Annotated in this window: 13 protein-coding genes; 4 read left to right on the top strand and 9 right to left on the bottom strand. The window is 66.0% G+C overall.

Annotated features, from left to right (window positions below; genetic code table 11):
* Window positions 1-2 precede the first annotated feature (2 nt).
* The gene (locus ATE70_RS20795) at window positions 3-3,167 is read left to right on the top strand and encodes an efflux RND transporter permease subunit (protein WP_058539473.1); all 3,165 of its coding nucleotides are present in this window, start codon (window positions 3-5) and stop codon (window positions 3,165-3,167) included.
* Window positions 3,160-4,560 carry an efflux transporter outer membrane subunit gene (locus ATE70_RS20790; protein ID WP_082639456.1) on the top strand — a complete coding sequence of 467 codons (1,401 nt, stop codon included), beginning with the start codon at window positions 3,160-3,162 and terminating at the stop codon, window positions 4,558-4,560. Before ATE70_RS20795 ends, ATE70_RS20790 begins: the two co-directional genes overlap by 8 nt.
* Before the next feature lie 18 nt (window positions 4,561-4,578).
* Here the strand turns inward: ATE70_RS20790 and ATE70_RS20785 are convergent, their stop codons facing one another.
* The 6 genes from ATE70_RS20785 to ATE70_RS20760 form a co-directional block, all read right to left on the bottom strand.
* Window positions 4,579-5,487: an SDR family NAD(P)-dependent oxidoreductase gene (locus tag ATE70_RS20785; protein WP_197411529.1), complete on the bottom strand. Its 909-nt coding sequence runs from the start codon at window positions 5,485-5,487 to the stop codon at window positions 4,579-4,581.
* Between the two features lie 77 nt (window positions 5,488-5,564).
* Entirely contained in the window at window positions 5,565-6,185 is a 621-nt protein-coding gene (locus ATE70_RS20780) for a TetR/AcrR family transcriptional regulator (protein WP_156419741.1), read from the bottom strand.
* 118 nt (window positions 6,186-6,303) lie between these two features.
* Entirely contained in the window at window positions 6,304-7,890 is a 1,587-nt protein-coding gene (locus ATE70_RS20775) for an AMP-binding protein (RefSeq protein WP_058539471.1), read from the bottom strand.
* A complete protein-coding gene (locus tag ATE70_RS20770; RefSeq protein ID WP_058539470.1) occupies window positions 7,887-9,515 on the bottom strand; it encodes a carboxylesterase/lipase family protein in 1,629 nt (542 codons plus the stop codon). Before ATE70_RS20770 ends, ATE70_RS20775 begins: the two co-directional genes overlap by 4 nt.
* Window positions 9,512-10,834 (bottom strand): spinster family MFS transporter, encoded by a 1,323-nt coding sequence (locus tag ATE70_RS20765; protein ID WP_058539469.1) that lies wholly within the window; start codon window positions 10,832-10,834, stop codon window positions 9,512-9,514. The genes ATE70_RS20770 and ATE70_RS20765 overlap by 4 nt, the downstream gene beginning before the upstream one ends.
* Window positions 10,835-10,837: 3 nt before the next feature.
* On the bottom strand, window positions 10,838-13,171 hold the full coding sequence (locus ATE70_RS20760; protein WP_058539468.1) for a TonB-dependent receptor: 2,334 nt from the start codon (window positions 13,169-13,171) through the stop codon (window positions 10,838-10,840).
* A 239-nt stretch (window positions 13,172-13,410) separates the two neighbouring features.
* Between ATE70_RS20760 and ATE70_RS20755 the strand changes: the two genes are divergently transcribed.
* Entirely contained in the window at window positions 13,411-14,514 is a 1,104-nt protein-coding gene (locus tag ATE70_RS20755; protein ID WP_058539498.1) for a DNA alkylation repair protein, read from the top strand.
* Window positions 14,515-14,533: 19 nt separating this feature from the next.
* Here ATE70_RS20755 and ATE70_RS20750 read toward each other — a convergent pair whose 3' ends face one another.
* On the bottom strand, window positions 14,534-16,600 hold the full coding sequence (locus tag ATE70_RS20750) for a transglycosylase domain-containing protein (protein ID WP_082639459.1): 2,067 nt from the start codon (window positions 16,598-16,600) through the stop codon (window positions 14,534-14,536).
* Between the two features lie 150 nt (window positions 16,601-16,750).
* Here ATE70_RS20750 and ATE70_RS20745 point away from each other — a divergent pair, with 150 nt between their 5' ends.
* Entirely contained in the window at window positions 16,751-18,676 is a 1,926-nt protein-coding gene (locus ATE70_RS20745; protein ID WP_058539467.1) for a patatin-like phospholipase family protein, read from the top strand.
* Here ATE70_RS20745 and ATE70_RS20740 read toward each other — a convergent pair.
* The gene (locus ATE70_RS20740; RefSeq protein ID WP_058539466.1) at window positions 18,673-19,155 is read right to left on the bottom strand and encodes a DUF421 domain-containing protein; all 483 of its coding nucleotides are present in this window, start codon (window positions 19,153-19,155) and stop codon (window positions 18,673-18,675) included. The genes ATE70_RS20745 and ATE70_RS20740 overlap by 4 nt on opposite strands.
* On the bottom strand, window positions 19,155-19,670 hold the full coding sequence (locus tag ATE70_RS20735) for a hypothetical protein (RefSeq protein ID WP_058539465.1): 516 nt from the start codon (window positions 19,668-19,670) through the stop codon (window positions 19,155-19,157). The genes ATE70_RS20740 and ATE70_RS20735 overlap by 1 nt, the downstream gene beginning before the upstream one ends.
* Window positions 19,671-19,789: the final 119 nt, after the last annotated feature.

Raw genomic sequence — 19,789 nt, 5'->3', positions numbered from 1 at the left:
ACATGACACCCCGCTTCTTCATCGACCGGCCCATCTTTTCCTGGGTCATCGCCATCGGCATCCTGTTGTCGGGCATCATCGCGCTGCGCGGGCTTCCCGTGGAGCAATATCCGTCGGTGGCGCCGCCATCGCTGACCATCGGCGTCACCTATCCGGGTGCCGACGCCAAAACGCTCGAACAGAATGTCACGCAGGTCATCGAGCAGGAACTCAACGGGGTCGAGGGCTTCCTCTACATGGTCTCGACCAGCGAATCGAACGGCACAGCGTCGATTAACCTGACTTTCGAGGCGGGGACCGACATCGACAATGCGCAGATGGAAGTACAGAACCGCCTGCGCCGCGTCGAGCAGCGCCTGCCCGAGGATGTGCGCCGTCAGGGCATTTCGGTCACCGAGGCCAATTCGGGCTTCCTGCTGATCGTCGCGATCACGTCGAAGAGCGGCAACACCGACCCGATGGAGGTCAACAACTTCGCCAACACGCGTGTGCTCGACGAGCTGCGGCGTGTGAACGGCGTCGGCAACGTCCAAGCTTTTGCGCCCGAATATGCGATGCGCATCTGGCTCGACCCGCAAAAGCTCGCGTCGTATAATCTCTCCGCCGCCGAAGCGCTGGGCGCGGTGCAGGAGCAGAACAGCCAGACCCCGGGCGGCCAGCTCGGCGACCAGCCGATCGCCAAGGGCGCGCAGCTCAACGCCGTGATCACGACGCAGGGCCGCTTTACCAAGCCCGAACAGTTCGAAAGCATCATCCTGCGCGCGAACCCCGACGGGTCAGCGGTCACGCTCGGCGATGTCGGCCGCGTCGAACTGGGCGCGGCGAGCTATCTCTTTTCGTCCGAACTCAACGGCAAGCCGATGGCGGGCCTCGCGGTCCAGCTGACCCCCGGCGCCAACGCACTGTCGACCGCCCAGGGCATTCGCGACCGGATGGCCGAGCTGTCGAAGGGCTTCCCGCCTGACATCACCTGGTCGATCCCCTACGACACGACACCCTTCATCAGCCTGTCGATCGAAGAGGTGGTGAAGACGCTGGGCGAAGCGATGCTGCTCGTCTTCCTCGTCATGTTCCTGTTCCTCCAGAACTGGCGCGCGACCGTCATCCCCACCGTCGTCGTTCCGATCGCGCTCGCGGGCGCATGCCTCGGCCTCTGGATGTTCGGTTTCTCGATCAACGTGCTGACCCTGTTCGGCATGGTGCTCGCGATCGGCATCCTCGTCGATGACGCGATCGTCGTGATCGAGAATGTCGAGCGCATCATGAACGAGGAGCATCTGTCACCCTATGACGCGACGGTGAAGGCGATGAGCCAGATCACCTCGGCGATCGTCGGCATCACGCTCGTGCTGATCGCGGTATTCATCCCGATGGCGTTCTTCCCCGGGTCGACCGGCGGCATTTATCGCCAATTCTCGATGACGCTCGCGATCTCGATCGCCTTCTCGGCGCTCCTCGCGCTGACGCTGACGCCTGCGCTGTGCGCGACGCTGCTGAAGCCGCATGACAAGACCGAGCGCAAGGGCCGCATCGGCGCATTCTTCGACCGCTTTTTTGGCCGTTTTAACGAATGGTTCGGGCGCACGACCGACCGCTATCAGGGCGGCGTCGGCAAGATGCTGGCGACGCCGCTGCGCTGGCTCGGCGTGTTCGCCCTGATGGTGGCGATCACCGCATTGCTCTTCACGCGCCTGCCGGGATCGTTCCTGCCGCAGGAAGACCAGGGCTATCTGGTGACCGTGATCCAGGCGCCCCCGGGCGCGACGACGCAGCGCACCAACGAGGCGACGAAGCAGGTGAAGGCTTTTTTCGCCGAGCAGCCGCAGGTCGCCAATGTCGTGACGGTGAACGGCTTCAGCTTCTTTGGGCAGGGACAGGCGAACGCGATCATGTTCACGCCGCTGAAGCCTTGGGAAGAACGCAAGGGCGACGGCGACAGCGCCGACGCGATCGCGGGCAAGGCGATGGGCACCTACGCGAACATCAAGGAAGCCTTTGCCTTCTCGCTGAGCCCGCCGTCGATCCCCGAACTCGGTACGTCGAGCGGCTTCACCTTCAAGCTGCAGGACCGCGGCGGCAACGGGCGTGACGCGCTGATCGCCGCGCGCAACCAGATGCTCGGCGGCGCGATGCAGAGCAAGCTGCTCGCCAACGTCCGCCCCGAGGGTCAGGAGGACGCGCCCGTGCTGAAGGTCGACATCGACCGCATTCAGGCACGCGCGCTCGGCCTGTCGATCGGCGACGTCAACGCGACGCTCGCGATCAGCTTCGGCAGCGCCTACGCCAACGACTTCACCCGCGAAGGCCGCGTGCTGCGCGTGCTGCTCCAGGCCGATGCCGCGAGCCGCATGACCCCGCAGGACGTCCTCGATCTGCGCGTGCGCAGCGCGAACGGCGACATGGTGCCTTTCGGATCGTTCAGCACCGCCGAATGGTCGGCCGAAGCCCCGCAGCTCCAGCGTTATAACGGCTATCCCGCAATGACGATTTCGGGCGAGCCCGCGCCCGGCCAGTCGACCGGCGAGGCGATGGCCGAGATGGAGCGGCTGGCGCAGACGCTGCCCGCCGGCTTCTCCTTCGAATGGACCGGCATTTCCTATGAAGAGAAGCAGTCGGCGGGCCAGATCGGCATGCTGCTCGGCCTGTCGCTCGTCGTCGTCTTCCTGCTGCTCGCGGCGCTTTACGAAAGCTGGTCGGTGCCCGTCGCGGTGCTGCTGGTCGTGCCGCTCGGCGTGCTCGGCGCGGTGCTCTTCTCGATGCTGCGCGGGCTGTCGGCCGACATTTACTTCAACGTCGGCCTGATCACGATCATCGGGCTCGCGGCGAAGAATGCGATCCTGATCGTCGAGTTCGCGATCGAGCAGGAGGCCGAGGGCAAATCGACGCTCGACGCGGTGATGGAAGCGGTCAAGCTGCGCCTGCGGCCGATCATCATGACTAGCCTCGCCTTCATCCTGGGCATGGTGCCGCTCGTCATCGCGAGCGGAGCCGGTGCCGCCAGCCGCATCGCGGTCGGGTCGGGCGTGATGGGCGGGATGATCGCGGCGACCTTGCTCGGCATCTTCTTCATCCCGCTTTTCTATCTCTCGGTGCGCAAGTGGATCAGCCGCAAGCGGCCGCCCGCACCCGCCGAAAAAGGACATCATGAGGAACCCGGTCATGCGTAACCTGATCGCGCTGCTCGCAGCGACGACGCTCGCCGGATGCGTCAATATGGCGCCCAAGCACGAGCGCCCGGCGCTGCCCACGGCACCCGCCTATCCGGCCGAGTTCGCGGGCGATGTGACGCTCGGGCAGCGGGCGACCGAGGTCAGCTGGCAGGACTTCTTTGCCGATCCGCAACTCGAAGTGCTGATCGCGCAGGCGACCCTGCGCAACCGCGACCTCGCCGTCGCGGTCGCGCAGATCGAGGAAGCGCGCGGACTGTACCGCATCCAGGACGCCGACCGCCTGCCGACCATCGGTGCGAGCGCCGACGCTGCACGCACGCGCGGCCCGTCGCTGACGGGGCCGGGGACCGACACGACCAATCGCTATTCGGTCGGCGTCGGTGTGACCTCGTTCGAGCTCGATTTCTGGGGGCGCGTCAAGAATCTGTCCGAAGCCGCGCGCAGCCAATATCTCGCGACCGAGGCGGCCGAGCGCGCCTTCCGCCTCGCGCTGGTGCGCGACGTTGCCTCGACCTATTTCGCATCGCGCGGTGCCGAGGAGCAGATCAAGCTCGCCGAAGCCACGGTGACGAGCCGCAAGGAAGGGTTGCGGATCGCAAAGCGCCGCCTCGACGCGGGGGTGACCTCGGCGCTCGACTATCGCCAGTCCGAAACGCTGCTGACGCAGGCCGAGACGCAGCTTGCGAGCCTGAAGCTCGGCAAGGCGCAGGCCGACAATTTCCTCGCCGTGCTGACCGGCGGACCAGTGACCGGCCCCCTGCCCGCGCCGCTGCCGCTCGTCGCGCAGAGCCAGTCGCCGACACTGACCGCGGGGCTGCCGTCGGACCTGCTCGTCGCGCGGCCCGATGTCGTCGCCGCCGAAGAGCGGCTGCGCGCCGCGCGCGCCAATGTCGGCGCCGCGCGCGCCGCCTTCTTCCCGTCGATCTCGCTGACCGGCAACCTTGGCTTCGCCTCGGGTTCGCTCGACAACCTGTTCAGTAACGATGGGTTCGGCTGGAGCTTTGGCCCGTCGATCAGCCTGCCGATCTTCGATTTCGGGCGCAACAAAGGCAATTTGACCGTCGCCGAGGCGCGCGAAAATATCGCCGTCGCGACCTATGAACGCACCGTACAGGGCGCATTCCGCGAAGTTGCCGACGCGCTCGCCGGGCGACGTTATCTGGCCGACCAGGTCGAGGCGCAGGAACGCGGCACGCTCGCGCAGCGGCGGATCGCCGACCTCGCGCGCAAGCGGTATCGCGAAGGCGTGTCGACCTACCTCGAGGTGCTCGACGCCGAACGCAATCTGTTCGCCGCCGAACAGGCGCTGATCGAGCTGAGGCGCGCGCAGGTCGACAATCTGGTGACGCTGTATGTCGCGCTGGGCGGCGGGTTGGTCGAGCGTCGCTGAACCGCGACGCTCGAACCTTTACCGGGCGATTGCCAACGCGGGCAAGCCCGATCCCGCGCTCGCCAGTTCGCGTTCGGCCTGCTTGAAACCGTAAGCCGGAACGATCGCGTCGGCACGGGCGGACACATCGGGCCAGCGCGCCACGAGCTGCTCGCCCGCATCTTCCGCCGCGCCGACATAGTGCCCATTCGACAAGGTCACATCGGCCGTGGCGAAATGCCCCGCCCCCGCGCAAAGGATAGCGCGGGTCGGCGCGTCCTCGCCGACAAGCGCGAGCAGCCCGGGGCTGACGAGCGCAGGATCGAGCAGTTCGAGGCTGGCGTCGGCAAGCACGCCGTGCGTCATTTGCGTCGCGGCCGTGGGCGCGAGGCTGTTGACGCGGATGTCATATTTCTCGCCCTCGATCGCCAGCGTCTGCATCAGGCCGACGAGCGCCATCTTGGCGGCGCCATAATTCGCCTGCCCGAAATTGCCCCACAGGCCCGACGACGAGGTCGTCATCACGATGCGCCCATATTGCTGCGCGCGCATCATGTCCCACACCGCCTTGCAACAGATAGCGGCGCCCATCAGGTGCACGTCGACGACCAATCGGAAATCGTCGATGCTCATCTTGGCGAAGCTCTTGTCGCGCAGGATGCCTGCGTTGTTGACGAGAATGTCGATGCGTCCCCACGCGCCCTGCGTCTCGTGAACCATCGCACCCACCGCGGCCTCGTCGGTCACCGAACCCGCAACCGCCAGCGCCTCGCCGCCATTCGCGACGATTTCGGAGACAACCTGCTCGGCAGCGGCGATAGCGAGGTCATTCACGACGACGCGCGCGCCCCGTTTGGCGAGGTAGAGCGCGTGCGCGCGGCCCAATCCGCCCCCGGCACCGGTGACGATCGCGACCCGGCCGTGCAGCGGCAATTTGTCATGTCCCATATCAATCTCCATTCACTCTCTAGTGAGTTAATATATTGAGCAAGCGAAAGGCGAAAGGAGCGAGCCCGTCCTTCCGCCTAAGCCTTTTTCTTGCAGATTTGCAGGAAGCCCGCCGCCATGAACGAAGCCATGCGCGCCTTGATCGCTTCGAAATCCTCGGACTTGCAGACGCCGCCCGACAGCTTGTCGATGCGCCCGGTGCGCGCGAGCGTGACCATCAGCGCGCCGGTGACGAAATGATAGCCCCAGAAAATGTCTTCTTCGGCACAATCGGGCAGCGCGCGCTTCAGAAGGTCGATCAGGCGGAGCACGACAGGGTCGAAATGGCTGTCCATCAGCTCGGCGCCCCATTCGGGGGTGTTGGCGACCTGCGCGCCGAGCGCGCCGTAATTCTTCCAGCCCTCGCCGCCGTGGATATAAAGATCGAGGTCGGTGTCGAGGAAGGCATGGAGCGCGCCCTCGACCGTCGGCTTGCCACCCGTCGCGCGGTCATATTCGTCGAGCACCTGCATTCGCCTGGTGCTCGTCACCACCGCGCGGCGCGCGAAGACGGCGTCGAACAGCTTCCTCTTGTCCTCGAAATAATAGTTGAGCAGCGTGTGATGCACGCCGACGCGCTTCGCGACATCCTTGAGCGTGACACCGTGCAGCCCGTGCTTCGAAAAGAGATACTCGGCTTCGTCGAGGATCTGTTCCATCGTCTCGGCGCGCTGTTCGGCCTTGGTCGATCGCCGACGCGTTTTCGCCTGTTCTGTCACTCGTCCGACTTCCAATTTCTGTTCCGTTGCCGCCCCTGCCGCAACGTCCCCGTGCCGATCAACCCGCGCCATGGTCGTTCCGCAAGCGAATCTTATCGATTTTTCCGGTCGGCGCCAGCGGCATGGCGGAAAGGCGCACGACGGCGTCGGGAATCCACCAGGGGGCGACGCGGCCCGCAAGCGGTGCGAGCAGATCGGCGTCACTGATTTCCACGTCCGAACCGAGTTCGACGAGCAGCACCGGCCGCTCGCCCCATTTGGGATCCTCGCGGCCGATCACTGCGGCGAGCGACACCTGCGGCAACGCGCCGACGACGGCCTCGATCTCGGCGGGGTTGATCCACTCGCCGCCCGATTTGATCAAATCCTTCGCCCGGCCGGTGATCGACAGGTTCCCGCGCGCGTCGATCCGCGCGAGGTCGCCGGTCGCGAACCAGCCATCGTCGTCGGTCGCGGACTCGGCTTGCCCCAGATAGCGTTCGACCACCGCCGATCCGCGAACGCGAAGATGCCCCTCGACCCCGCGTTGTTCGGGGAGCGGCGCGCCCGCCGCGTCGGTGAGCAGCAGATCGACGCCGATCGCCGGACGCCCCGACACCGATGCGGTGCGCAGAGGGTCGTCGGGCGGCGCGATCGTGCCGAGCGGCGACAGTTCGGTCATGCCCCAACTCGTCTGCACGGTGACGCCGAGCCGGCGCTCGATCCGCTCCATCAGCGCGGGCGCCATTGGCGCGCCGCCGACGATGATGCGTTTGAGCGACGGCAGTTCGCCGCCCGTCGCCTCGATATGTTCGACGACGCCGAGCCATACGGTGGGAACACCGACGCCGACCGTCACGCCCTCGGCCGCGATCAACCACGCGAGGCTTGCGCCGTCGGCCTGCCGCCCGGGAAGGACGAGCTTGCCGCCGACCGCGGGCAGCGCGAAGGGCAAGCCCCAGGCGTTGGCGTGGAACATCGGCACCACGGCGAGCACGGCGTCGCGGTGGGTGAAGGCCATCACGTCGGCCTGCAACGCACGCAGCGTGTGGAGGAAGCTTGCGCGGTGCGTGTAGGTCACCCCCTTCGGCGCGCCCGTCGTTCCGGAGGTAAAGCAGAGCCCGGCGGGCGAACGCTCGTCGAAGCCGCCCCATGAGGTCCCGCCCGGCGCGCCGGCGATCAGCGCTTCGAGTTCGCGGAGCGGCGGCGCGGCGGCGGGCCAGTCGCCCGCGGGCCCATCGATCACCAGTACCTGCCCGATCGCCGGCGCGCGCTCTACGATCGACCGCGCGAGCGGCAGCAGGTCGGCGCTGACGATCAGCAGCTTCGCGCCCGATTGTACCGCCATCGCCGCGAGTTGCGGCGCGGTAAGGCGCGGATTGAGCGTGTGGCAGACCGCGCCGATTCCCATCGTCGCATACCATGCCTCGACATGCGCCTGGCTGTTCCAGGCGAGCGTCGCGACACGGTCGCCCTCGCCCGCCCCGAAGCCTGCGAGCAGCGACGAGATCGCAAGGCTGCGGTCGCGAAGCATCGCGTAGCCGATCCGCGCGATGCTCCCGTCCTCGCGCGCGGTCACGACTTCGGCGTCGCCGTGCCAGCGCGCCGCGTGATCGAGGAATTTGTCGAGGGTAAGCGGATAATCCTGCATCATACCGTGGATCATGGACAGTTTGCGCCCTTCACGAGGATGGGCGAGACGATACCGCTGTTCCAGTTCCACGGCTGGTTACCCGCGGCGCGGCGGCGGCAGACCGCGGCTTCGTGCAGCGCGTACATGCCGGGCATCAGGCGCGTACCGGGACGCGGGACATCGGCGAAGGCCATGAAGGCGGCGTCCTTGCCATAGGGGCGCCATGCCGCCTGCCCCGCCGCCTCGGGCTTGCCCGTCCTCGCGAACGAGACCCAATAATCGCCCATCGCGGCGGCGAAGCGGCGCTCGGCCACCGTGTCAGGGATTTTGGGCCAATAGGGCGGCGTATCGCTGGCGGTACCGAATATGAACGGGATTTCGGCGGCGTGGAAGCCGTGCAGTCCGGCCTCGCTCGCCGCCGGATAGCCATGGTCGAAGAGGTAAAGATAGGCTGGCTGGCCGAGCGCGGTCTGCTTGATCGCGAGCCGTTCGGACGTCCAGCCGTAAAGCGCATCGCGCGGCGTCGCGAGGATCGTTTCAGCGAGATCCTTTGCTGGATAGAGTTTGAGCCACGCGTCGGCGAGGTCGCCGTAGCGTTCGCGGATCGCGGCCTCATAGGCGGCGGCATCGGCGGGGACCGGCGGCGCGAGAATGCGCAGCGAGCGGATCTCGCCGATGTTGAAGCCCGCGATCATCGGCACCGGCGCCTGCTCGCCGCGATCGAAGATGTCGACGAGCTGGCCCGGCAGGATCTTGCCGTCGACGGTGCCCCACGGGAAATAACCCGCCTTGGCAGCGCCGTCGGTCAGTTGGACCGGATCGACCTTGCGCAGCGCCGCGATGTCGGCGGCGCCGAGCGCGGCGGCGACCCTCTCGCCCGTTGCTTCGGCGGCGGGTTCGCCGTGGCGCGCTTCCTTGAGCGACGGGGTCGAGATCATATAGGCGCTCTGCGCGATCGCCTTGTGGAACAGGCCGCGCGCCTTTGGCGAGGCCATCAGATACATCACGCTGAGCGCGCCCGCGGACTCGCCCGCGATGGTGACATTGTTCGCGTCGCCACCGAAAGCCCCGATATTCGCCTTCACCCATTCGAGCGCCGCGATTTGGTCGAGCAGCCCGTAATTGCCCGACACGCCATCGGGCGATTCCGCGCTGAGGCCCGGATGCGCCATATAGCCGAGCACGCCGAGGCGGTAATTGATCGACACGACGATGGCGCCACGCGCCGCGAGCTTCGCGCCGTCGTACATGCCCTCGTGGCTGTAGCCGGTCGCGAGGGCGCCGCCGTGAATCCACACGATCACCGGCGCATCCTGCACCTTTTCGGGTGCCCAGATGTTGAGCGTCAGGCAATCCTCGGAAATCTTCGCCGGCGGATTGGCATAGATGTGCACCGCAGCCGGGCGTGGCTGGATGCACGCGGCGCCGAAGCTCTGCGCCTTGCGCACGCCTTGCCATGCGGGCAGCGGCTGCGGGGCTTTCCAGCGCAGCGGCCCGACCGGCGGCTGCGCAAAGGGCACGCCCTTGAATTCGCGGACCTTGCCGACGGTCTTGCCCTCGAGCGTGCCTGCGGGCGCTTCGACCACCGGGCTCGCCGCGACAGCGGGCGCCGCGGTCAAAAGCCCCGCCGCCGACAATAGAATGTGCAATTTCTTCATGCTGCCAACTCCTGCCGGCTGCCCTCTCGGCGCAGCCGCCGCGCGAGCCAGAGGAAGAGTCCGATCGCGATCAGATAAAAGGGCGTCAGCGTGTACAGCGCCGTTTGCAGCCCGTGGAGGTCGCCCTGCGCCTTGAACCAGTCGCTAGCGAAGCCCACCCATGTCGGCCCCAGCCCCAGCCCGATGAAGTTCATGATGAGCAGCAACAAGGCGCCGGCGAGCACGCGCTGGTTCGGCTTCACTTCCTCCTGAACCAGCGCGACCGAGGCCGAGAGGTAGAAATAGTTGAAGATCATCACGACGGTGAGCAGCGCGAGCGCGAGCGGCCAGCCCGGCGCCCAGACGAACGCGACGTAAAAGGGCATCGCCACCACCAGTGACAACGCGGGCGCAATCGCATAGCCGGCGCGCGATTTGCGGACCATTCGGTCGATCACGCGGCCCGAGACGATCATCCCGCCGCCCATGCCGATCAGCAGCACCAGCGCGTACCAGATCGCGACGTCGCCCAGCTCCATGCCCTTCTCGCGCATCAGAAACAGAACCGCAAAATTGCCGAGGCCATAGGTCACGAACTGCGTCGCACCGCTGCCGAGCGCCGCGAGCATCAGGATCGGATGCGAGAGGAACATGCGCACCGTCGGCCAGAAGGCCGCCTTGTCGTCGGCGGATGCGCTGGCGGAAGGAGCCGCCATGTCGGTCGCGCCGCGCTTGGGCTCGCGCACCGTCAGCCAGACCGCCAGCGCCGTCACGATGCCGATCACGCCCACCGCGATGAAGGGAATGCGCCAGCCGAAACGTTCGGCGATCGCAGCGCCGAACGCCACCCCCGCCGCCGCACCGATCGCCGGGCCGAGGTTGAAGATGCCGAGCGCCGCGGCGCGCTTGCCGGGCGGATAGGTATCGGTGATGATCGCATAGGAGGGCGGCACGCCGCCCGCCTCGCCGAAGCCGACGACCATGCGCGCCACCACCAGCTGCGTATAATTGGCGGCCATGCCGCAGGCGACGGTCGCCCCGCTCCAGATCGCGCAGGCGGCCGACAGCACGCCGACGCGGCTTGTCCGGTCGGCGAACCAGCCGACGGGGATCGCGATGAAGCAATAGAACATCGCGAAATAAAGCCCGCTGATCAGCCCGAGCTGGCCGTCGCTGATCTGCAGCGCGTCCTGGATCGGTTTCGCGAGGATCGAGAGCAGCTGCCGGTCGAGGAAGTTCAGCACATAGACGAAGCAGAGCATCCCGAGCACGAAGGTGGGATTGCCCCCCGGCCGCGTGGACGCCGCGGCCGGGGAGAGGGAGGCTTCTGCACCCGCCATCGCTTAGAGCCCGTAGCCGAGGCGAATGCCGAAGGTACGCGGGCGCATCGTGCCGAAGCGGCTGTTCAGGAAGGCTTCGGGGTGGATGTAGGTGATCGAATGATCGTCGAAGAGATTTTCGACATAGAGCTGCGCCGAAATATCGCCCTTCTTCAAACCGAAGCTGAGATTCACGTTGCTGTAGGCGTCGGTCTTTCCGAACGTCGCGAGCGGCACGTTCGGCGCGCCCGGAGTGTTCGGGAAGCTGCTGTTATACGCGCCGATATGCTGCGCATTGACCGCCAGCATCGCGTCGACGTCGCTCGCGAGCTTGAAGCTGTACGACATATAGGCCGACCCTTGGATGCGCGGCGCCGACAGGCGGTGCCCGAGCACCGCGCCCGAAATCGCCGCCTCCGCGGGCGACAGCTTGGTGATCTTGGAATCGTTGTAGGCGCCGTTGAAGCCGATCGACACTCCGGTCGCCGGGATCACATTGACCTCGAACTCAAAGCCCTTGCTGCGCGCCGCGCCGATGTTGGTCGCGAACTGTACCGAGTCCGACACGCGGTTCGCCTGCGCCTGGATGTTGCTCCAGTCGATCAGGTAGAAAGCGGCGTTGATGCTGACGCGCCCACCCAGCCAGCGCCCCTTCGCGCCGACCTCATAGCTTTCGAGACTGTCCGACGTTGCGCCGAAGGGGATGACGATGTCGTTGGCATCGACGACGCTCGCCCGGCCGGCAAAGGCGTTGACGATCGGCGCGCGGAAACCGGTCGAGAAGGTCGCATAGGTGGTGAGCGTCTCGCTCGGCTTGAAGGTCGCGCTCGCCTTCCACGACGGTTTCGATCCCTTCGCTTTCAAGCCGGTGACCGCGGCATAAGGTGTGAACGTCGTGAAATTGACCGGGAGATACGCTCCCGTGGGCCCCTTCAGACCGGCAAGCGCCGCCTGAAGATAGTTGAGATTGAAGAAGCCCGGTGCCGTCGCGAGATAGCCGCCCGCCTCGGTAAAGCCTTGCGCCGAGGTCTCGCCATAGCGCATGCCGCCCGTCAGCCAGAAATTGTCCGAGAAACGATAGGTCAACTCGCCGAAGCCCGCGAGTTCCTTGCTGAGCGAATGCGTATATTGCTTCTGATAATATTTGTCGGGCAGACCCGTCATGTTGCGCTCGGCCAGAAACGCGGGGTTCGAGCGGTAGAAATAATCGACATCGCGGCGGCGATCGAGATAGAAGCCGCCGATCACGAACTGGAACGGGCCGTCGAGCGTCGATGCGAGGCGCGTTTCCTGCACGAACACCTTGTCATAGCCATCGGCGTCGAGACCGAAGGCGATCGGCGCACCGGCGAAGGAACCGGGCTGGAACGTGCCCGCGAGATCGACATAGAAACGCTGCTCGAAATCCGAATAGGTCGACGAGCTGGTGAGCTTGGCGAAGTCGAATTCATAGTCGATCGTCGCATTGGCGATCAGCTGCTTGCCGGTAAAACGGTCGGGCTCGTCCGAGACGCGTTTGTTGCGGCCGAGCGACGGGCTGGTCAGCGAGCTGTCCTTGGGATTGCTATATTCATAGCTGCCGAGCAGCTTGATCGACAGGCGATCGGTCGGGCGCCACAGCAGGGTCGCGCGGCCGCCATAATCGATCAGCGTGTTCGAATTCTTCACCCCCGTCCCGACATTGTCGAGATAGCCTTCCTCGTCGCGGTAGAAGCCGACGACGCGCAGCGCGAGCTTGTCCTGGGCGAGCGGCACATTGACCATCGCATTATAGCGCTGGCGGATCGAGTCCGAGCCGGTCAGCCCGAGATCGACGAGCGCCGAGACGTCGAAATCGTTGAGGTCGGGGCTTTTCTGCAGGATGCGCATCGCGCCCGACAGCGAGCCCGAGCCGAACAACGTCCCCTGCGGCCCGCGCAGGAATTCGACGCGCTCGACGTCGAACAGGTTCGGGTCGACGACGGTCGTGTTGCCGATCGTCGAGACCGGAAGCTCGTCAATATAGATGGCGACCGAGCTTTGCAGATTGGCGTTATAGCCATTGGTCGCGATGCCGCGCGCAGTGAAATTGTTGAAGTTCGCGGTCGGCTTATTGAGCACGACGCCCGGCGTCTCGCGCCCGATGCCTTCATAACCGACGATGCCCTTTTCGGTCAGCTCTTCCTGCGAAAAGGCCGAGATGCTGATCGGCACGTCCTGAATGCGTTCGGCGCGGCGCGTTGCGGTGACGATGATGTCGTTGCCTTCAGGCGCCTCGTCGGCCTGCGGCGCGGTTTCGGCCGCATCCTGCGCGGCGGCGCCCGCCGGGATTGCGAAAAGCGCGCCCGCGCATACGGACGCAAACAGCTGAACCCTCATCTTGCCCTCTCCCAAAAGTCGCCGCTCGATCGCCGGCATGGCGCATTCATGGCAGCGGTTCGACGGCGAGTCAACATTCACTCTCACGAGTGTGAATGAAATTAGAAACGGGCAAGGAGGAGGGCGTGGAAGGTATGCGAAGCCTAGGAGACGAAAATCATTCCGGTCCGAGTACCGGCGTTGCTATGTCGACGCCGAACCGCGCGCCAACGCGCGCGCCTGAAACCCGGAAAGCCGCAATGACCCAAGAAACCCCTGCCCTGCTCAAAGATATTCTGGGTCCGCAAGCACTGCAGACGATCGGCGACGCGGGGGTGACGGCGTCGCGACATTTCGATCGCGCCGCCTTTTTGTCCGCGGCGTCGGACGGGCTCGATGCGCTGTCGATCATGGAGCGCGTGCGCCATATCGCCGACGCGCTCCATGAGGCGCTTCCCGGGGATTATGTGGCGGCGCTCGATGTCGTCCGCGCGATGGCGCCGCGGCTCACCCATGGGTTTCAGGCGATGGCGGTCACCGAATATGTCGCGCGCTATGGCCTCGATGATTTCGACCGGTCGATAGACGCACTCGCCGACCTGACGCGCTTCGGCACGGCCGAGTTTGCGATCCGCCCGTTTCTGGCGGCGGATACACCGCGTGCGCTGGCCGTCATGATGCGATGGGCCAGCAGCGAGGACGAGCATGTCCGCCGGCTCGCGAGCGAAGGCGCGCGGCCGCGCCTGCCGTGGGCTGCGCGCGTCCCGGCGCTGAAGGCCGACCCGACGCTGGCGGCGCCGATCCTCGAAATGTTGAAAGCCGATCCGAGCCTGTACGTCCGTAAATCGGTCGCGAACCATCTGAACGATATCGCCAAGGATCGGCCCGACTGGCTGCTGGACCGCCTTGCCGAGTGGCCGCAGGATGACGCGCGCACCGTCTGGATCGTCCGCCACGCGCTCCGCACGCTGATCAAGAAGGGCGATCCCGCCGCGCTCGCGCTGATTGGGGTCGGCCATGGCGCCGCGGTACGCGTGCGCGATTTCAGCATTGCCCCGCCGGCCGTCCATCTTGGCGACCGGATTGCCATAACGGCCAGCCTTGCATCGGATTCATCCGAAAATCAGCGGCTCGTGGTCGATTATCGCGTCCATTATGCGCGCGCGGGCGGCAAGAGCGCCGCCAAGGTGTTCAAGCTGAAAAGCTTCGAACTTGCGGCGGGCGAGTCCGTGCCGCTGGGCATCAGCCAGACAATCCGCGACTTTACCACCCGCCGCCATTATCCGGGGCGGCACGAGGTCGAGTTGATCGTCAACGGGCAGGTGATGGCAACCGCGGCGTTCGATATCCTGCCGGCGGACTGATCCCCGCGGGCGGCGTTGCCTATCCGGGTGGCGGCGCGGTGGCGGCCTCGGGCGGTGGGCGCCCTTCCTGAATCGTCGGACGCCCCTCCGACATCGGCAGGCGCAGGTCGATCCGGCTGCCGTTGATTTCGGTCGTGATGACCGCATCATTGCCCTCGATGCCGATGCGCGTCCGGTCGCCGATCGGGATGTCGCCGATGTCGGGAATATCGAGCGGTTCGACGGGGCCGGTCGGATCGACCACCTTCTTCGGTCGCGGCGCCGCCTTCTTGCCCGATGCCTCGGTCATGAAATCGCGCCAGATACGCGCCGGCAGCCCGCCGCCAGAAATGCCCTGCAGCGGCGTATTGTCGTCGTTGCCGATCCACACACCAACGACGAGCCCGTTGGCGTAGCCGACGAACAGCGCATCGCGATTGTCCTGGCTGGTGCCGGTCTTGCCGAAATTGGCCTGCGGCAGCCGCGCGGCGCGGCCGGTGCCGCGATTGACCGCGGCGCGCAGCATTTGTTCGATGTCCTCATGCTCGCGCGACCCGAAACTCGACGGGCCCGAGATCAGATTCTCGAACCAGCCCTTTTCGTCGGCCTCGAACGCATGCGGCTCGACCGGATAGCTGTTCGCCGCGACCGCGGCATAAGCCGCGGTGAGTTCGAGCAAGGTCATGCTCGACGTGCCGAGCGCGAGGCTGGGGTCGCCCTTGGCCATCGGCGCGGTGACGCCGAGGTCGCGCGCCATGTCGATGACCTTGTCGTCGCCAACCTCGCGGAGCAGGCGCACCGAGGCGACATTGCTCGACGAGGCGAAGGCGTCTTCGAGGCTGATTTCCTTCGAATAGGCGCCGCCCGAATTTTTGGGGCGATAGGAGCCGGTCTCGATCGCGCTGTTGTCGATCATGTCGTCGGGATCCCAGCCGGCGCGGAGCGCGGCGAGATAGACGAACAGCTTGAAGGTCGACCCCGGCTGGCGCCGCGCCTGCGTCGCGCGGTTGAAGGGCGATGCGGCATAATCCTTGCCGCCGATCATCGCGACGACCTCGCCATTCGGGCGCATCGCGACGAGCGCGACCTGCGCCTTGCCCAGCCCCGCGCGTCCCGTCACGCGGCGCGCGACGCCCTGCAACCGCGCGTCGAGCGTCGTCGCGATCGTCTGGCGCGAATAGCCGACGTCGCTCAATTTGCGCGCCGCGGGCAGCGCCCAGTCGGCGAAATAGGTGCCCGTCGGCAGCGTGTTGCGGCTGCGCACATCGATGCGCGGGGTGCGGAGCGCTTTCCGCTCCTGCTCGGTGAGATAGCCCGTCGTGACCATCGCGTTCAGTACCAGCTTCATGCGCTTTTCGGCGAGGTCGGGATTTTTGGTCGGCGCGAGGCGCGACGGCGCCTGCACCAGCCCCGCGAGCATCGCCGCCTGCGCCGGGGTCAATTTTTCGGGCTGGCGGTAGAAATAATGGAGCGAGGCGGCGCGCAGCCCATAGGTGTTGTCGCCGAAATAGGCGTTCGACAGATAGCGTTCGAGGATCTCGTCCTTGCTCAGCCAGGCTTCGAGCCAGAAGGCGATCAGCGCCTCGCGCGCCTTGCGCCCGAGCGTGCGTTTGGGCGTCAGGAAGGTGAATTTCGCGAGCTGCTGCGTGATCGTGCTGCCGCCCTGCGTCCGCCCGCCGGTGACGTTGCTCCACACGGCGCGCGCGATGCTGCGCGGGTCGACACCCCAGTGGGTGTAAAAGCGCCGGTCCTCGATCGCGAGGAAGGCGCCGGTTACATGTTTGGGCAGATCCTTTGCCTTCACCGGCGTGTCGACGATCGCCCCGATGCGCGCGATCGGTGTGCCGTCGGACGCGAGCAAGGTGATCTGCGGCGGCGCGATCGGTTCGAGCGATTTCGAGAGCGGTGCGGTGAGCGCGAGCCAGCCGACGAGCAGGATGAAAGCCACGCAGAAGATCGCGAAACCGCGCGAAATGCGGCGCATCCATTTGCGCCCGCGCGTCTCGGGCACAATGGGCGGCGGCTGGGCTGCTATATCGGCGAACGGACCACCCGGCGTCACGGCGAGGGTGGGATCGGGGCCTTCGGGTTTACGGAACCATTTCATGCGCAACGCCCGTATTACAGCCCCAACACAGCATAAGCAATTGCGTTATATGGTGCGTCCGATCGGCCCTATTCCTCAAGAACAGCAGCGACTTGACCGGCCCGCCGGGGTAAGAAAGAAAAAAGCCGCGCCCAACCGGAGAGCGATGACATGAGCCATGCAGCCACCCGCTATTGCGACCTGGTGATGAAGGGCGGCATCACGAGCGGCATCGTCTATCCCAACGCCGTCCTGGCGCTTGCGCGGGATTTCCGGTTCAAGAATATCGGCGGAACCTCGGCGGGCGCGATCGCCGCGGCGGCCACCGCGGCGGCAGCGCTGGGCGACCGCAAGCATGTCGCGTCAGGATCGACTGCCCCCTGCCCCCCGACGCTCGGTTTTGCGGGTCTCGAACGCGTCGCGGCGCAGCTGTCGTCCGAGGGCTTCATCTTCGGCCTGTTCCAGCCGGCACGCGGCGGGCGCAATGCCTATCGATTGATCGTTACCCTCGCCGGGAATGCGGGAGTGCTGCGCAAGGCCTTGGTGGCCGGGGTGGCGGTGGTGGCGATCGCGCCGCTCGAAGCGCTGCTTCTGCTCGGCCTGTTCCTTGCGGGCGGGTACTGGCTCGCGGGTCCGGCCGGCGTCGCGGCCGTGCTGTTGCCGTCGGCGATCTGCGCCTATCTCGGCGCCGCAATTGCCGCTGTTTTGCGCGTTGCGCGCGTCACGCGGCGCAATCTGCTCGGGCTTTGTTCGGGCCTGAGCGTGCGGAAGGATGGCAAGCCGGCGCTGACCGAATGGCTGCACGAGATCCTGCAATCCTTGTCGGGCAAGGACATCGCCGAACCGCTGCTATTCGACGATCTGTGGGCCGCGCCGCGTTATCCCGGCGAGCCGAGGACCGAAACCGCGATCTCGCTCCAAATGATCACGACGGGCGTCTCGCATCACGAGCCGCGGACGCTGCCCTTTACCGACGCGTCCTTCTGGTTTCTGCGCGAAGAATTCGACCTGCTGTTTCCTAAGCCGATCGTCGATGCGATGGTGGCGATGGCGGGGGTGCCCGATCGGGTCGGGGAAAAGGATTATTACCGCCTGCCCGGCAGGGGCCGGATGCCCGTACTGGTGGCGATGCGGATGAGTCTCAGTTTCCCGCTGCTGATCAGCGCGGTGCCGCTTCACGAGCCCGTCGGGAGACGATCGCTCCGCGGCGAGACCGAGGGAGACGCACTCGATGACGGCGAGGACACCAAGGAGACGACGCTAAGCCAGAGCACCGACAGCCTCGCTACCGGCGGCGAGGCGCCGCTCTCCTTGATCGAAGGTTTCCGCATCTGCTGGTTTTCCGACGGCGGCGTTTCGAGCAATTTTCCGCTCCACCTGTTCGACGCGCCGCTGCCGCGCTGGCCGACATTTGCGATCAACCTCGTCTATCCGCAAAGCAGCGACGATCCGCAGGTCGAGAATCCCGAACCCCGGAATCCGCGGGACGAGGCAGAGGCGGCCGTGTGGCTCCCGCTGCACAATAATCGCGGCTGGCAACGCAGCTATAGCTCGATCGCGCGGCCGCTCGCGCTGGCCGAGGTGTCCGGCTTTGTATTCGGGATCATCAGCACGATGCAGAACTGGCGCGACCTGTTGCAGTCGCGCGCGCCCGGCCAACGCGACCGGATCGTCCACGTCGCGCTCGACAAGGTCGAGGGGGGCATGAACCTCGACATGTCGCAGGACATATTGGACAGCATTTCGCTGAAAGGCACGGTCGCGGGCGAACGCCTCTACCAATTCTCCTTCGACAATCATTATTGGGTGCGGTGGCGGAACGTCGCCTCGGGCCTCCAGCGCTATGCGATCCGGATCGCCGCCAGCGCGAAGGTCGTTCCGCCGATCCCGGCGTATGAGGCGGCCTTTGCGACGGTCCGCACGGGGGCGCCGCCGCCGGTTTCGTATAAATTCCGGTCGGCCGAAGCGCAAAACGCCGCGCAGACGCTGTTCACCGACCTGGTGGCGCGCGGCGAGGATTGGGATGACCTTGGCCCCGACCTCAGCGACGGGACGCCGCGGCCGCTCCCCCAGATGCAGATCACGCCGATCTATTAGTTCGCGGGATCATCGCGATCCTTCTGCGGCGAGGGCTGATCGTCCTTCTTGATGAAGCTCATCTTGCCCTGCGGCTCGAGGATCGCCCATGCGACATCGGCCATCCGTCCGATCCCGGCGAGCCGCATTTCGGACAGGATCTCGTCGCGCGTCAGCCGGTCGCGCCGCAGATTTTCGGGCACGATTTCGCCGTCACGCACGATCACGCGCGGTGCGCCTTCGAGCAAGTCCTTCGCGCGCGGGAACAGATAGGCGGTCCAGCTGAGCACCAATGCCCAGAAGGCGAAGGTACAGATCGCGAGCGTCGCGCCGGTCAGGCTGAAGTCGTTGTGCGTCACGCCCTGCTGGATCAGGTCGCCGAGCACGACGAGCACGACGAATTCGAACGGCGTCATCTGGCCGAGCTCGCGCTTGCCGAGCAGCCGGATCAGCAGGAACAGGATGAAAAACATCACCGTGGCGCGAAGGACGATATCCATCAGGGCAGCACCTTGATGCGGAGCGGCATCACGCCGATGCGCCGGCTTCCGTCAAAGACCGCGATATCGCCGCGGGTCCCCGCGAAGAGCGGCGGGTTGATCTGGCCATCGATCTTGATGTGGAGGCTGTCGCCGGCGGCGAGTGGGCCATAGGAAAAATGAAAGCGGCCGTCCTTGAAACTCTCTTCGGCGGGCGCCGGGATCATCGTGTTGACGGTCATGTCGTGCCAGAGCGCGGGAGACACCGCCACCACCGCATCGTCCAGCGGAACATCGGCCGTCAAAGTGATGTCGGTTTCGAAGAACTCGCCGTTGCGAATGATCGTCGGCGTTTTCACCGTCAGGCGCGCATCGCCCAGATCGGCCGTGCGCGGCGGGCTCGGCTGCCCGCCCGCGAAGCCGAGGCCCGCCGCCAGCAACAGGCCGCCAAGGACGAGGATCGAAATCGGGCTGGCGTGCCGGTCCCACAGGCGTTGGTGCGATGGCCTGGCGTCGAGTCCTTCCAGCGCCTGCATCCGATCCTCCAGCCTGATCGCACATGCCCCGCAGCCGCAACAGCCGAGGACGCCCGCCTCATCAGAGACAGGCGCCTATTGGACGCTTGGCGCGGCAGTTCGTTCCGCCGTCGCCCTAC

Source organism: Sphingopyxis sp. H053 (assembly GCF_001468225.1).
In the GTDB taxonomy this organism is placed as follows: Bacteria; Pseudomonadota; Alphaproteobacteria; order Sphingomonadales; family Sphingomonadaceae; genus Sphingopyxis.
The sequence above is the reverse complement of the archived record's forward strand: the minus strand, read 5'-3'. Positions and strand labels throughout refer to the sequence as shown.

Coding starts and splice junctions, on each gene's coding strand:
- ATE70_RS20795 (WP_058539473.1), top strand. CDS start 3: ATGACACCCCGCTTCTTCATCGACCGGCCCATCTTTTCCTGGGTCATC.
- ATE70_RS20790 (WP_082639456.1), top strand. CDS start 3,160: ATGCGTAACCTGATCGCGCTGCTCGCAGCGACGACGCTCGCCGGATGC.
- ATE70_RS20785 (WP_197411529.1), bottom strand. CDS start 5,487: ATGGGACATGACAAATTGCCGCTGCACGGCCGGGTCGCGATCGTCACC.
- ATE70_RS20780 (WP_156419741.1), bottom strand. CDS start 6,185: ATGGAACAGATCCTCGACGAAGCCGAGTATCTCTTTTCGAAGCACGGG.
- ATE70_RS20775 (WP_058539471.1), bottom strand. CDS start 7,890: ATGATCCACGGTATGATGCAGGATTATCCGCTTACCCTCGACAAATTC.
- ATE70_RS20770 (WP_058539470.1), bottom strand. CDS start 9,515: ATGAAGAAATTGCACATTCTATTGTCGGCGGCGGGGCTTTTGACCGCG.
- ATE70_RS20765 (WP_058539469.1), bottom strand. CDS start 10,834: ATGGCGGGTGCAGAAGCCTCCCTCTCCCCGGCCGCGGCGTCCACGCGG.
- ATE70_RS20760 (WP_058539468.1), bottom strand. CDS start 13,171: ATGAGGGTTCAGCTGTTTGCGTCCGTATGCGCGGGCGCGCTTTTCGCA.
- ATE70_RS20755 (WP_058539498.1), top strand. CDS start 13,411: ATGACCCAAGAAACCCCTGCCCTGCTCAAAGATATTCTGGGTCCGCAA.
- ATE70_RS20750 (WP_082639459.1), bottom strand. CDS start 16,600: ATGAAATGGTTCCGTAAACCCGAAGGCCCCGATCCCACCCTCGCCGTG.
- ATE70_RS20745 (WP_058539467.1), top strand. CDS start 16,751: ATGAGCCATGCAGCCACCCGCTATTGCGACCTGGTGATGAAGGGCGGC.
- ATE70_RS20740 (WP_058539466.1), bottom strand. CDS start 19,155: ATGGATATCGTCCTTCGCGCCACGGTGATGTTTTTCATCCTGTTCCTG.
- ATE70_RS20735 (WP_058539465.1), bottom strand. CDS start 19,670: ATGCAGGCGCTGGAAGGACTCGACGCCAGGCCATCGCACCAACGCCTG.